The sequence below is a fragment of the Brevundimonas sp. genome, assembly GCF_041648615.1.
Classification (GTDB): domain Bacteria; phylum Pseudomonadota; class Alphaproteobacteria; order Caulobacterales; family Caulobacteraceae; genus Brevundimonas.
The window spans coordinates 26,987-40,836 of record NZ_JBAZOS010000005.1 but is presented as its reverse complement, the minus strand read 5'-3'; the positions used below and the strand labels follow the sequence as shown (position 1 = coordinate 40,836).

Here is a 13,850-nt window from a genome sequence, read left to right as displayed (position 1 = left end):
ACGTTGGAGGATGGCCCCCGCGAGGGCCGTGAAGATCGCGCCGGCGCCGGGCCCGCCCTAGAACCTGTAGTTGATGCCGAACAGGAACTGGCGACCGTATTCCTCGTAGGTCTCCGGAAGGGCTCCGCCGTCAGCCGTCGTGGTGCCGCCGGTGTCCAGACCCAGACGGGTGCGATAGGGCGAGTTGGTCAGATTGTTGACCTGGAACAGCAGGCCTAGCCCTTCGAACTGCCCTGACTGGAAGGTGTAGCCGATCTGGGCGTCGACCTGCTCATCGTCGAGGATTTCGGTGTAGCCGCGGGTCGCGAACAACTGGACCACCTCGCCCTTGAAGGCTTCGCGGAAGCGTTTGCTGATCCGCGCCTGGAAACCGTTGCGCTCGTAGTAGCCGGTGAGATTGTAGACCATGCCGGACAGGCCGGGGATCCGCACCTCGTCGCCGGTCGGGCTCGGGTTCAGGTCGGACTCGGTGAACGAGATGCTGCCGGTCATGCCGAAGCCGTCGAGCGGCTCCCATATCGTTCCGAAGTTCAGCGCGCCGCTGACCTCGAGGCCCTGAACCACGCCGCCGTCGCCATTGGCCGGCAGGGTCATCTGGCCGATCGGACTGATCAGCACGCCCGCAGGGATCGCCGAGGCGGTGCTGGGCAGGGGTATGCCGGAGAAGTCGAAGGTTCCGGTCTGCTGGTAGATGTAGGTCTCCAGCTCCTTGTAGAAGGCGGCGATCGAGAAATAGGTCGTGGAGTTCACGTACCATTCGTAGGCGAGATCATAGGCGTTGGCCCGCCACGGCTCGAGTTCGGGATTGCCGCCGCTGGCGGACCATGGATTGACGGTCTGGCCCGGCGTGCAGGGTTGGCCGGTGCAGACCAGGGAGTTGAAGCCCGGCGTCACATTCGCGCGCATCTCGTCCATCCGGGGACGCGCCATGGTCTTGGACGTCGCGAAGCGCAGGCGATGCCCGCCGCCCAGATCATAGATCAGGTTCAGGCTGGGCAGAACGTCGGTATAGTCGGCGCCCTTTGTGACCGACGTCGGCACGATCGGCTGTCCCGGCTCGAGGCCGTTGATAACGACCCCGGTCGACTCCTGCTCTTGCTGGACGACCTGCAGGCCGATGTTGCCGCGGAAGCGGCCGCCCTCGAAGTCGGCCTTGGCGAAGAAGGTCGTGACCCGTTCTTCGATGTCCCAGTTCTTGTCGAAATAGTTGGCGTCGAGGATGGGCGCGCGATCGTAATAGACGTCCAGCGCGCGGGACAGGTCCACCGACAGAACCGAACCGAAGCCGGCGTAGCCCAGCGAGGTCGGGGTCTCGAGATATTGTGGATCGACCAGAACCTGCTGACGCCCGTTCTTCAGGAACAGGTCGAAGTCATCGACCCGTTTCATCTTGTCGCGGTTTGCGAAATTCACACCGGCCGAGACGCTGGTGAAGAAGCCGTCGAGGTCGCGCTCTGCGCTCAGGTCGATGGCGTAGATGCTTTCCTCGACGTGCGGGAAACGGATGGCGCCGTCGTGGCCCCAGCCACCCCAGGGCGCCCGGTCGCCTAACGAGACCTGGCCCGCGTCGGCGTAGTTCAGGCCTTCTGAATAGGTCGGATAGCCGTCGTCGTTCACCTCGAAGGTGATGGTGTCGAGCGTGCGACCCACGTCCGGCGTTCCCGGCGTCACACCACCGACGCCGCGGCCGTAGCCGGCGTAGGTCTCCAGGATCTGTTCGTCCCGGATGTTGCTCGAATAGGAGAGGTCGGCCCGAACGCGAGTGACGTCGTCGATCTGGTATTCGTTGTTCAGGCCGACGGAGAACAGCTCGTCTTCACGGGTATTGTAATCGTTGCGGATGATCGGCACGCCGCCGTTCAGGGTCCCGCTGCGGGCGAAGGTCGAGCCGCCGCGCTGTTCCGTCTGGACGTTGGTGAAGGTCGCCCCGTCCGCCCAGCCGTTGGAGAACCACTGCGCGCCGCGCGTCGTCTCCTCCTGGTCAAACTTTGAATAGTAGAGGTCGAGAATACTGTGCAGGCGGTCGTTCGGACGCCATTCGGCGATGGCGATGAAGGCGTCGCGGGTGTTCAGGCGCGAGGTGGCGAACAACTCCTGGCCATTCAGGATCAGGGCGTCATCGGCGCTGTCAGGCGTTACGGCGAAGCCGAAGGCCTCATAGCCATAGGCCTTGTAATGCTGATTCTGCGACGGGGAATCGAGGTGCGCATAGCCCAGCGCGAGACCGAAGGTCCCGTCGGCGAACTGGTCGATGTAGCTGATCGAGGCGCGACCGCCGTAGTTGCGGACGTCATCATTGAGCGCATCGCCCTCGATAAGCTCACCCCGGACGTTGACCGCGATAGCGCGTTCCTGGAACGTCAGTGGACGCACGGTGCGCAGGTCGGCGGTGCCGGACAGGCCCATGCCCGAAATCCCGGCGTCGGGCGTCTTGTAGATCACGACGCTGGACAGAAGCTCGGATGGATACTGGTCGAACTCCACCGAGCGGTTGTCGCCGGAGCTGGCCTGTTGCCGGCCGTTGAGCAGGGTTGTGGTGAAGTCCGGAGCCAGGCCGCGGATGGAGATCACCTGGGCGCGGCCATTGACCCGCTGGGCCGCGAGGCCGGGCAGGCGGGCGATAGACTCGGCGATCGAGACGTCCGGCAGCTTGCCGATATCCTCGGCCGAGACCGCCTCGACGAGCGAGGTCTCGTCACGCTTGATGCTGATCGAATCCGCGATCCCGCGCCGGATGCCGGTGACGATGACTTCATCGAGCTGGGTCGCGTCGGGGTCCTGTGGCGTCCCGCCATCCTGAGCCAGCGCCGCACCGGGCAGGGCGATGGCCAGCGCAGCCACCGATGACATCAGGGCCGTCCTTGTCCTCCACATGGATCCGGACGAACGAACGCCTGCAAAATCGCTTCGCATGTAGACCCCTCTTGTTTCCCCGGCGCCGGCCTGTGGCCGGTCGTCCCTTTTATTTTTGGGCCCCCCGCCGAGATCATTCCTGACCGTGGTTGGAAGCGCTTCCAATTGCTATCCCATTTGCTCGCCGGCCGCAATCCCGATCAGCGTTCTTTGATTTCGCCGGCTGTCAGGGGCCCCGCCAGACATAGGTGGCGGCGGTTCTGGCGGGCAGGATGGCCGACGCCTGCCGGCCCGCCTCGCGGATGCTGAACGATACCGGCGTGACGGCCTCGTTCAGAACGATCAGCACGCGCTCGCCATCCGGATTGACGAAGGCGACACCCTGCAGGCCCTCCGGCTCGAGCGATGAGACGCGCCGCGCGCCCGGCCGAACGAAACGGCTGGCGTGGCCGAAGGCATAGTATTCCTGGTTCCGCTCGACCGCCCCGGTGCGGCTGTCGATGGTCACCACGCCGCGGCAGTCGCCGCAGCCGCCGGCGTGCGGCCCGTGGTTCTCGTCGAGGGCGAGGTTCCACATCAGAACCCCGCGCGCCCAGTGATCGGTGGAGCCGATGATGAGCGCCTTCATCGTCCAGCTGAAGCTGTCCGAGAAGTCAGCCGCCCAGTTCCCGCCCGAGCATTCGGTGAAGAAGACATCCTTGTCCGGATGGACGTCCCGCACCTGGCTCTGGGCTGCGACGTCGCCAGCATAGCAATGCCAGGCGACGCCGGCGACATGAGCGTTGGCGACGGGATCGGCGAGGACGCCAAGCGGCTGTTCGGGATGATCCCAATTGTGATCCCAGTCGAGAATCCGCGTCCCGATCCCGGCCGCCCGGAACCGCGGGCCCAGGTTCCGGCCGATGAACTCGGCCCGGCCTTCCGGCCCCCAGCGCATGCCGGGGTAGGAGTCCGGTTCGAAATCCGGTTCGTTCTGGATGCTCAGATAGTCGGTGGGCACGCCATGGTCGGCGGCGGAGCGGACGTAGCGGGCCAGATAGTCCGCATAGGTTCCGTAGTATTCCGGCTTCAGCTGGCCCTGGATCATCGAGCCGGTCGTCTTCATCCAGCCGGGCGCGCTCCACGGCGACGCCATGACCTTGAGGTCCGGATTGACCGCCAGCGCCTGCCGCACGGTCGGGAAGACATACTGTTCCATCCGCGCCGTGGAGAAGCCGGCCAGATCGGGATCGGGCGTGTCCGCCAGGCTGTAGTGATCCAACGAGAAATCCGAGGCGCCGATCGTGACCCGGGTAAAGCTGAAGCCCAGTCCGCCGTCCTCGCGCCCGAACAGGTCGCGAATCAGGGCGTCGCGCGCCGACGGCGTCATCTTCGTCTGGATCAACCAGGCCGAGGCGTCGGTGACCGCCGCGCCGAATCCGACCATCGTCTGATATTGCACCGCCGGATCGACGGCGATGACCGGGCCGTCAGCCCCGGCGGCGGCCCGAAAGACGAGGGCGGGCTGTTCGCTCAACAGCCGGCTGCGATCGCCGGACGTCATCCAGACGCGCGCCGTCGCGGCCGGCGCGGGTTGGGGAACGCCGGCGCAGCCGCCCAGGCAGAGGGCCGCCAGCGTGGCGCTGAAGGCCAGACGCCTCGTCAGCATTGAGATCTCGATCACCGTGTCCTCCCTGAGAGGGTGACGCTTCCGTTCGTCGGAAGTCGCTATCGAGCGCGTTGGAAGCGCTTCCAATAAGCGCCCGGTCCCCAGCCTTCTGTCAAGCCTCGGCGATGACCAACTGCGGCAGAAGGCGTCCCGCCGATCCCCGGGGAACCACGGCGTGGGGCAGGGTCATGAAGCTCCATGGCGCCCCCGCGCCGCTTCCGCCCAGCCGGCGGGTCAGCGCCAGGACGGCCTCGCGGCCCATGTCCTTCAGCGGCTGGTGCACCGTCGTCAGCGGCGGCCAGACGATCGACGAAACCGGCGTGTCATCGAAACCGGTGATGGACAGCTGGTCCGGCAAATTCAGTCCCCGGCCATGCGCGACGGACAGCGCTCCGGCGGCCATGTCGTCATTGGCGCATATGAGGGCGGTCGGCGGGTTCGGCATATCCAGCATACGCGCGGCCAGCACGCTTCCCGACCTGAAGGTGAAGTCGCCCCGCGCCATCTCGACGTCGTCGGGATCAAGCCCATGCTCCCGCAACGCGCGCTTGAGGCCGTCGAAGCGCTGCTCGGCGGACAGGTGGCCCTCGATCCCGCTGATGAAGGCGAACCGGCGGTGGCCGAGCTGCAGCAGGTGCTCCGCGATATCGTGGCCGCCCGCCTCGTCGTCGATGCCGACGCCGTCGGCCACCGAACGGCCCGGCCCGCCGGGAGAAATTGTCGCCACCTCGCAGCCGCGCGCGCGAATCTCCTCGATCAGGGTCACGTCGTCTGCGAACGGCGGCGTCAGGATAAGGCCGCGGCATCCTTGGGCGGTCATCAGCTCCAGCACCTGCTGTCGACGGTCCGGGCTCTGCGGCGGGACGTGACCGGTCAAGAGCTGGTACCCGAGAGACAGGCACTCCCGCAGGGCCCCCAGCTCAAGCGCCGAGGCGTAGAAGGAGTTCGGTTCGGCCTCCAGGTCGGACGCCAGGATCAGGGCCAGCATGCCGCCGCCCCCGCCCGCCAGTGACCGGGCCTGCGGATTGACGCGGTAGTCCAGCGACTCCACCGAGGCCAGCACTCGCCTCCGAACCTCGTCGCGGACGTTCGGCCCGCCGTTCAGCACGCGTGAGACCGTGGTTCGACCCACGCCGGAGTGGCGCGCGACGTCGTCGATGGTCGGTTTTCTGGCCGTCAAATTCCGCTCCCTCGCACCTGCGACGACGATGGGCCCGCGCCCCCGGCCTTTCAATAGCTCGACGGCGCGGACGCGGCGACGTCATATGCCGCCATGATCGACGCCGCCCCCAAGGCCGACGCGCCGCCGTCCCGGCGCTCGAAATGGTTCATCCTCGGATACGGCGCCGCCCAGACGGGCGCGTTTGTCTGCTTTATCCCTTTGCTGAGCCTGCTTCTGCCCGAAAAGGCCGGCGCGATCGGCGCCGCCGACCGCGCGATGCTGCTCAGTCTCGCCGCCATGCTGGGAGGGGCGACGGCCGTAGCCGCCAATCTTCTGTTCGGCGCGCTGAGCGACCGGACGCGCAGCCGTTTCGGCCGGCGCCGGCCCTGGATCCTGACCGGCATGGTCATGGTGGCGGTCAGCCTCGCCCTGCTGGCGTTGGCCCGGACTCCAGTCCACCTCGTCGTGGGCGTGATCGTGTTCCAGATCGCGGTGAATGCCCTCTACGCGCCCCTTACGGCGCTCGTGCCCGATCTGGTGCCCGATAAGCAGAAGGGGTTGATCTCGGCCTGGGCCGGGGCGGCGCTGCCGCTGGCCAACCTGTTTACAGTGCTGGTGGTCAGCCGGCTTGCCGGGTCGACCGACGCCCAGTTCGCGGTCGTGGGGCTGGCCGCGGGCGTTCTGATCCTGCCCTTCGCGCTCCGGCTGCGCGAGCCGCCGCCGGAGGGGCCGGCGGCGCCGTTCCGCCTGTCCCCGACCGCCCTTCGGAACGGTCGCTTCCGCGCCCTGTTCACCTCCCGCCTGCTCGCCGAGAGCGCCGTGGCGATCAACACCCTCTATCTTCTGTTCTGGGTGCAGGAACTGCCGACGCGGTCGATTCCGGCGGGCTGGTCAGCACTCGATGCGTTCGGCGTTCTGCTCCTCGTCTCCACCCTGGCGGCGACGCTTGGCGGATTCGCGGCCGGAACCCTCTCCGATCGATGGCGGGGTCGGCGGGTGTTCGTCGTCGCGGGCTGCGCAGGCATGGCTCTGGCGTTTGTCATGATGGTCGGCTGGCCGACCTGGACGGGCCTCCTGACGGCCCAGCTGCTGTTTGGCGCCAGCCACGGCGTACACGCCACGAGCGTGGCGGCCATGACGGCCGAGAGCTTGCCCGACCGCAGGCGCGCCGGTCGGGACCTGGGCGTGATGAATATGGCCGTTGCTGCGCCCCAGAGCCTCGCGCCCGCGTGCGCCGCCATGCTCCTCGCCCTGGGCCTGCCGCTCTCGGCGGTCTTTGTCGCGGCCGGCGTGGCGGCGACCGCAGCCGCGCTCTTACTGGCCCTGGATCGGGCAGTCATGGAAATTTCAGTCTAGTCCGACGATTCCCGCCTATGCGCCTTTCGCGGACGAGACGGGAACGCCTGCTGGGCGCCTGCGGTTCGAGTCACGGACGTGGGCCGATGATCCGTCTGCTTGATCATCGAGCGTTGTCGGGAATTTTCCGCTAGGAACGCCGCCCACCGTTCGGAGCCTCGTGCATGACCTATGGAATCTCGCCGACGGTCGGTATCGACTTCGGGACCACCAACACTGTCGTCGCTATCGCCGGTGCGGATGGTGAGGCCGTCATTCTCCGATTTGATGCGCCGACGGGTGAGCTGACGGCCTTTCGCTCGACGCTGAGTTTTCAACTCCAGCACGCCGTTGATGACCGGCCACCCGAGCGGATCGTGGAGGCGGGGCCCTGGGCCATTGACGCCTACGTCGAAGATGCCCTGGAGACCCGCTTCATCCAGTCGTTCAAGGCATTCGCCGCCAGCGCCGCCTTCACCGACACGGTCATCGACAACCGGCGCTACAAGTTCGAGGACCTGCTGAGCGCCTTTCTGCTGCGTCTGCGCCATCATGGCGGGGAGGGGATGGCCACCCTGCCTCCGCGCGTCATCGTCGGCCGGCCGGTGACCTTCGCCGGCGGCGCGCCCGATGAACAGTTGGCGCTGAAACGCTATGAGACCGCCTTCTCCCGCCTGGGCTTCAGCGACATCCGCTACGCCTATGAGCCGGTCGGCGCCGCGTTCTTCTTTGCTCGAACGCTCGAGACGGATGCGAACGTGCTGGTCGCCGATTTCGGCGGCGGCACCAGCGACTTCTCCATCGTTCGCTTCGAGCAATCTCCGGAGGGCCTTCGATCAACCGCCCTGGCGCGGTCGGGGGTCGGCGTGGCGGGCGACGCCTTCGACTATCGAATTATCGACCAATTGGTGTCGCCGGAGTTGGGGAAAGGCGGGCTGTACCGCACGTTCGGCAAGGCCCTTCCGATCCCGCAGCGCTACTACGCCGCCTTTGCGCGTTGGGACCAGCTGGCGCTGCTGCGGGCGTCGAGGGACATGCGCGACATCCGCGCCTTGGCGCGCACGGCGATGGAACCTGAAAAACTCGATCGATTGATCGAGATCCTCGATGATAACCACGGGTATGCTCTCTACCAGGCCGTATCGTCCCTGAAGATGGACCTGTCCCTCCACGAGGAAGCGACCTTCTCCTTCGTCGCCGGATCCGTCCGGATCGAGAGGTCTGTCACCCGGACGCAGTTCGAGGGCTGGATTGCCCCTGAGCTTGCAGCCATCAAGGACGCCGTAGACGAGGCGATGGATCGTTCGGGCCTGGCGTCCGACCAGATCGACCGGATATTTCTGACCGGCGGCACGTCGTTCGTTCCCGCTGTACGAGACATCTTCCATCGACAGTTCGGCCCGGAACGGATCGAAACGGGCGGCGAGTTCGAGTCCATTGCGTCCGGCCTGGCGCTGATCGGGAGAGAGACGAACCTCGATGTCTGGAGCGAAGCTCGATCATCGTCGGGCTGAAGGGCCGCCGCCTCGATTCTGACCGGGCTGAGCCGACCGACAGCTTGCGCGCTGTCGGTCGCTCCGGACAGCCATGCGCCAGCGCCCTTTTCATTCATTTAGCGCTAAGTTAGTGAATGTGGTCGCGACGACCCTCGCTTTGGGAGGAGGGCGTCGATGAGGGTCAGGGAGACGCTGCCGCCATGACGGATCAACAGGTCGCTTTCAGCGCCATTCTGACCCACCACGCGCGCGCAGCGCCGTCTCGGAAGGCTCTGGTGCTGGATGATGTCGCCGTCAGCTATGCCGAACTGGACGCGCGGGCGAACCGCCGGGCGCGGTGGCTGGCGGCGCAGGGCGCCGGCTATGGCGACTTCGTCACCGTCGCGCTTCCCAACGGCCTGGAGTTCTACGAGACCGTCTTCGCCCTCTGGAAGCTCGGGGCGATCCCGAACATCGTCGCGGCCAAGCTCGCGCGCCCCGAGATGGAGGCCATCCTCGACATCGTTCGGCCGAGGCTGTTCGTCGGCTCGGCGCCGGCGCCCGGCATCGCGACGCTCGCCGCGGGCCAGCCGATCCCGGACAGTTGCTCGATGGATCCCCTGCCCGAGGTGGTTTCGCCGCACTGGAAGGCGATGACCAGCGGCGGCTCGACGGGGCGCCCGAAAGTGATCGTCGACGCCATGGCCGCGCAGTGGAATCCGGAAGAGGGATTTCTCCTCCAGTGTCCGGGCGACGTCATCCTCAATCCCGGGCCGCTTTATCACAACGCCCCGTTCCACTGCATCACCATGGGCATGTTCGTCGGCGCCACGATCATCGAAATGGGCCGGTTCGATGCGCTCCGCGCGCTTCAGCTGATCGAGGCGCACAAGGTGAATTGGGTGACCATGGTGCCGACGATGATGCATCGCATCTGGCAGCTGGGGCCCGAGGCGCTTGCGGACTTCACCCTGCCCAGTCTGCGGATGATGCTGCACATGGCCGCCCCCTGCGCCCCCTGGCTCAAGGACGCCTGGATCGACTGGCTCGGCAGCGAGCGGGTCTGGGAATACTACGGCACGACCGAGGGGATCGGCTCGACGATCATCTCCGGCACGGACTGGCTGGCGCATCGCGGCTCGGTCGGCCGGGTGCGCGACGGCTATGCGATGAAGATCCTCGACGACGCGGGGCGCGAGCTCCCGGCGGGCGAGGTCGGCGAGGTCTATTTCCGCCCCGAAGGCGGACCCGGCTCGACCTATCAGTATCTCGGGAGCGACTCGAAACGCGTCGGCGAATGGGAGACGATGGGCGACCTCGGCTCGGTCGACGAGGCGGGCTATCTCTATCTGTCCGACCGCCGCAACGATCTGATCATTTCCGGCGGCGCCAATATCTATCCGGCGGAGGTCGAGGCCGCCATCGACGCGCATCCGGACGTGCAGGGGAGCGCGGTGATCGGGCTTCCTGACGAGGAATGGGGCGCGAGGGTCCACGCCATCGTCCAGCCGGTCGCGGGCGCTGAACCGGACGAGGCCGGGTTGCTGGAGTTCGTCGCCACAAGGCTGGCGCGCTTCAAACTGCCCCGCAGCATAGAGTTCACCAGCGAACCCCTTCGCGACGAGGCCGGGAAGGTGCGCCGCGCCGCGCTGCGCCAGGCCCGGCTCGACGGCCCGGTCGGGGAAACGGCGGGAGCCTAGGCGCCGGGCTTGCTGCGCCCGGTCTTTCGGGCCTTCGGCGGTCTGGTCGCCGCCGCTCGCGCAGGCGCCGCACCTCCGGACAGTCTCTGTCTGTGCAGGGCCTCGAAGCCGCCGGCCATGAAGGTCACGAACCGGTCGCGAACGGCCTCGAAGTCGTCGGAGGTGCACAGATTGTCCGACAGGCGATCAATCCGTCCCGTGCGCGACAGGATCAGGGTGTAGGCGCCGGAGGTGAATTGGAAACTCCAGAACAGGTCTTCGGGCTGGGCGTCGGGCGAGGCCTTGTGCAGAAGGTCGATGAGGCGGAGCACCAGCGGATCGAAATAGGCGTCCATCATCTCGGCGCCGTAGCCGGGGGCGTTATTCACCTGGGCGAAGATGCGGCCGAAATTGCGCCAGCCCTCGTCGCCGTTGATGTAGACGTCGAAGGCGCTGTCGTAGTAGGCGCGCAACGCGCCCTCGATGGTGGGATGATCGCCCGCCTCCGCCTCATAGGCGTCGAGGCCCGCCGTCCGGGCCGTCACCGCATACTCGACCCGTCGCTCGAAGACGGCGTCGAACAGGGCTTTCTTCCCGTCGTGGTAATAGTGGATCAGCGCCGGATGGATTCCCATCCGGTCGGCCACATCCTTGATCGTCACACCGAAATAGCCAAGCTGGGAGAACAGGTCTTCAGCGGTGTCGAGGATCAGTTTTTCAGTCGAGGCGCGCTGCTCGGCGCGCGTCCGGCGCCCCTCGCGTTTCGGCGCTCCTGCCATCGCCCGTAACTTTCCTTAGTGGTTCCGGAGGGGCCGTCTTCGCTCCACCGGTGAACATCGACGATGGGGCAGTGGTGCGGACGGGTCAAGAATGACGGGCGATTGATTTACTGCTGAATAAATGAACTTGACGGCGTTCGTTCACTTAGTGCTAAATCAATGAACCTCGATCACCGACCCGTTACGGGCGGCGGGGGCAGAGCGGTAAACCGCCATCAGGGGAGGAAGACATGACAAGACCTTGCAGAACCACGCGGCAGATTGCGCTGTCGGGTGCGTCGTTGATCGCCGCCATGCTTCTCGCGGCTCAACCCGGATACGCCCAGACGGCGAGCGCCGCGCCCCAGGACCCGGGGCAGCCCCCCGAGACCGCCGAAAATGTGCTCGAAGACGTCATCGTCACGGGCTCAAGCATCCGGGGCGTCCCACCCACCGGCTCGAATCTCATCAGCGTCTCCCGCGACGACATCGTGACGCAAGGCGGCGCCAACACACCCGATCTCAGCGCGAGCATCCCGCAGCTCAGCAGCTTCAACACCGCGCCTCAAACGAGCGCCGGCACGGGGCCGGGACTGGGTTCATTTGCACCCGCCCTCCGCGGTCTGCCCGCAACCGCGACCCTGCCGCTGATGAACGGCCACAGACTCGTTGGCGCGGGGGTGCAGGTGACAAATCCTGATTATCCCCTCATTCCCAATCTGGCCGTCGAACGGATCGAGGTCGTGGCGGACGGCGCCTCGTCGATCTACGGTTCGGACGCTGTCGCCGGCGTGGTGAACTTCATCACCCGCCAGCATGTCGATGGCGTCGAACTCTCCGCGAGCTACGGCGTCGCCGACGACTATTATGCCGGGAACATCGGCGCTTTGTTCGGCAAGGATTGGGGAACCGGATCCTTGCTCGCGGCCTACCAATACTCTGAAAATGACAATATCACCGGCGGCGAGCGTGATTATCGGGTTCTGGATTACAGACCCTGGGGCGGCGTGGACTCGCGCCCGAACGCCTGCTCCGCGCCGAATGTCTATCCCTTCCCGTCGTATGCGGTTCCGTATGCGTACAACGCCGCGACCAACTCGTTCGGCGCGGCGGGCACGCTGAACCGTTGCGACAACGGCGCCGGGGCGGACCTTTTCCCGGCCTCGACGATTCACGCGGGATTTCTGTCCGCTCGTCAGGACCTGAGCGACTGGGCGACGCTGTGGGGCGAGGTCCTGTATTCGGATCGCCACGACGCCATTCGCGTCGCGCCCCAGAACGTCTATGTCTACATGTATTGCCCTGGCTTCACCGCCAATCCAAACGCCAGATGCCCGACAGGCGCGATCCATGAGTTTGTCTACTTCAATAGTGGTCAGCTCCTCGGGACGGACCACTTCACGAACACCAATGACAAGGCGGTCGGCAACTCATCGTTCGGGATCGACTTCGACCTGCCGCGCGATCTGAATCTGACCGTCTATGGAACACTGGATTGGGCGAAAAACGACAGTTACGTCTTCGCGCTCAGTCAAACGGCGCTTCAGGCCTACGCGGACGTCAATCTGGATCCGTTTGGCTCCAACACCCCCCAAGGCACGATCGACGCGATTCTGGCCTACAATTATTTCGTCGACATCACCGAACGGCACGAAGTCCGCGCCGCCGGCGCCAAACTCGACGGTCCCCTGCTGACCCTGCCCGGCGGCGAGATGCGATTCGCCCTCGGCGCCGAGGCCCGGTACGAAGCATTCGAGCAGCGCGGCTACTATCTGTCGCCGGCGTTCAATGTCTCCGAAAACATGGAGCGCGATATCGGCGCGGTCTATGGCGAGCTGTTCGTGCCGATCGTCGGGGCCGGCAACGAAGCGCCCCTGATGCGCAGTCTGGCTTTGTCGATCTCTGGCCGATTCGACCACTACAGCGACTTCGGATCGACGACGAACCCGAAGGTCGGCGTCAATTGGGAGCTGATGGAAGGCCTGGCCTTCCGGGGCTCCTACGGCACCTCCTTCAGGGCGCCCGGGCTGCGCCAGCTCGGGGCGACGATCGGCTCCTACTATACCGCCGCCGCGGGGGCGGCTGCGCTGGATGCGTCTCTGGCCGGGGTCCAGACCATCTATCTGTCGGGGGGCAATCCCGACCTCGCGCCCGAAAAGGCGACCACCTGGTCGTTCGGCGTCGACCTCGCGCCGACGTCGCTGCCGAACTTCCGCGCCAGCCTGACCTACTACAATGTGGATTACACCGATGTGATCGCCTCGCCGACGCTTCCGCAGGTATTCGCGGATTCGGTGTTGGCGAACGCACTTGTCTTTTATGATCCTTCCTACGCCGCCGGGAGCAACCCGGACATTGATTCCCTGCTGGGCATCGCGATTCCGAGCGGCGGCGCCCCGATCGCCGGCAACCCGATATTCGTGGTGGATCGGCGGAACCAGAATCTGAGCAGTCTCACAACCGACGGTCTGGACTTCGACACCGGTTATCGCTGGATGACCGATTTCGGTTCGGTGTCCGCCGGCCTGGCGGGCAACTATGTGCTCAACTATCACACGCGGTTTTCGCCGACGGCCGCCGAATCCGACGTCCTGAAACTCGGCCTGTCCCGCTGGACGGCCAGGGCGTCACTGGCCGTGGACGCGGGATCGATGTCGGCGGCGGCCTTCGTGAACTACCGGGACGGCGTGACCAACAACTACAGCCTGGCCGCAGGAGGAACGGCCCCGTACGAGTCCGATCCTTACATGACCGTCGATCTGCGCTTCAGCTGGACACTGCCGGCTGACGGCCCGACCGACGGAATGGTGCTGGCCCTGCTGGTGAATGACGTCTTCGATCAGGATCCGCCGTTCTTCCCCGGCTATGAAGGCGTCGGCGGCGCCTACAATGTGGTCGGGCGTTTCGTCTCGCTGAACCTTCGCAAAGCGTTCTGACCGC

8 protein-coding genes are annotated in these 13,850 nt (G+C 65.9%); 4 read left to right on the top strand and 4 right to left on the bottom strand.

Going from position 1 to position 13,850, the window contains the following annotated elements:
• Positions 1-57 precede the first annotated feature (57 nt).
• The 3 genes from WC555_RS03945 to WC555_RS03935 all read right to left on the bottom strand — a co-directional run bounded on the left by WC555_RS03945 (position 58) and on the right by WC555_RS03935 (position 5,681).
• Complete coding sequence (locus WC555_RS03945; protein WP_373251317.1) at positions 58-2,850, bottom strand: TonB-dependent receptor; 2,793 nt, start codon at positions 2,848-2,850, stop codon at positions 58-60.
• A 229-nt stretch (positions 2,851-3,079) separates the two neighbouring features.
• A complete protein-coding gene (locus WC555_RS03940) occupies positions 3,080-4,516 on the bottom strand; it encodes a glycoside hydrolase family 30 beta sandwich domain-containing protein (protein WP_373251314.1) in 1,437 nt (478 codons plus the stop codon).
• A gap of 97 nt (positions 4,517-4,613) precedes the next feature.
• Positions 4,614-5,681, bottom strand: a complete 1,068-nt coding sequence (locus WC555_RS03935; RefSeq protein ID WP_373251312.1) for a LacI family DNA-binding transcriptional regulator — start codon at positions 5,679-5,681, stop codon at positions 4,614-4,616.
• Between the two features lie 93 nt (positions 5,682-5,774).
• Between WC555_RS03935 and WC555_RS03930 the strand changes: the two genes are divergently transcribed.
• The 3 genes from WC555_RS03930 to WC555_RS03920 all read left to right on the top strand — a co-directional run bounded on the left by WC555_RS03930 (position 5,775) and on the right by WC555_RS03920 (position 10,173).
• Complete coding sequence (locus tag WC555_RS03930; protein ID WP_373251310.1) at positions 5,775-7,019, top strand: MFS transporter; 1,245 nt, start codon at positions 5,775-5,777, stop codon at positions 7,017-7,019.
• A gap of 164 nt (positions 7,020-7,183) precedes the next feature.
• A complete protein-coding gene (locus WC555_RS03925) occupies positions 7,184-8,512 on the top strand; it encodes an Hsp70 family protein (protein WP_373251309.1) in 1,329 nt (442 codons plus the stop codon).
• A gap of 182 nt (positions 8,513-8,694) precedes the next feature.
• Entirely contained in the window at positions 8,695-10,173 is a 1,479-nt protein-coding gene (locus tag WC555_RS03920) for an AMP-binding protein (protein ID WP_373251306.1), read from the top strand.
• Here WC555_RS03920 and WC555_RS03915 read toward each other — a convergent pair.
• Entirely contained in the window at positions 10,170-10,931 is a 762-nt protein-coding gene (locus WC555_RS03915) for a TetR/AcrR family transcriptional regulator (protein WP_373251304.1), read from the bottom strand. The two genes, WC555_RS03920 and WC555_RS03915, sit on opposite strands and share 4 nt — an antisense overlap.
• Before the next feature lie 293 nt (positions 10,932-11,224).
• Between WC555_RS03915 and WC555_RS03910 the strand changes: the two genes are divergently transcribed.
• Positions 11,225-13,846, top strand: coding sequence for a TonB-dependent receptor plug domain-containing protein (locus tag WC555_RS03910; protein ID WP_373251302.1), 2,622 nt, complete (start codon positions 11,225-11,227; stop codon positions 13,844-13,846).
• Positions 13,847-13,850: the final 4 nt, after the last annotated feature.

What these genes read in the sequence shown, in the direction of transcription:
- WC555_RS03945 (WP_373251317.1), bottom strand. Translation starts at nt 2,850, where the DNA reads ATGTCATCGGTGGCTGCGCTGGCCATCGCCCTGCCCGGTGCGGCGCTG.
- WC555_RS03915 (WP_373251304.1), bottom strand. Translation starts at nt 10,931, where the DNA reads ATGGCAGGAGCGCCGAAACGCGAGGGGCGCCGGACGCGCGCCGAGCAG.
- WC555_RS03925 (WP_373251309.1), top strand. Translation starts at nt 7,184, where the DNA reads ATGACCTATGGAATCTCGCCGACGGTCGGTATCGACTTCGGGACCACC.
- WC555_RS03930 (WP_373251310.1), top strand. Translation starts at nt 5,775, where the DNA reads ATGATCGACGCCGCCCCCAAGGCCGACGCGCCGCCGTCCCGGCGCTCG.
- WC555_RS03920 (WP_373251306.1), top strand. Translation starts at nt 8,695, where the DNA reads ATGACGGATCAACAGGTCGCTTTCAGCGCCATTCTGACCCACCACGCG.
- WC555_RS03910 (WP_373251302.1), top strand. Translation starts at nt 11,225, where the DNA reads ATGCTTCTCGCGGCTCAACCCGGATACGCCCAGACGGCGAGCGCCGCG.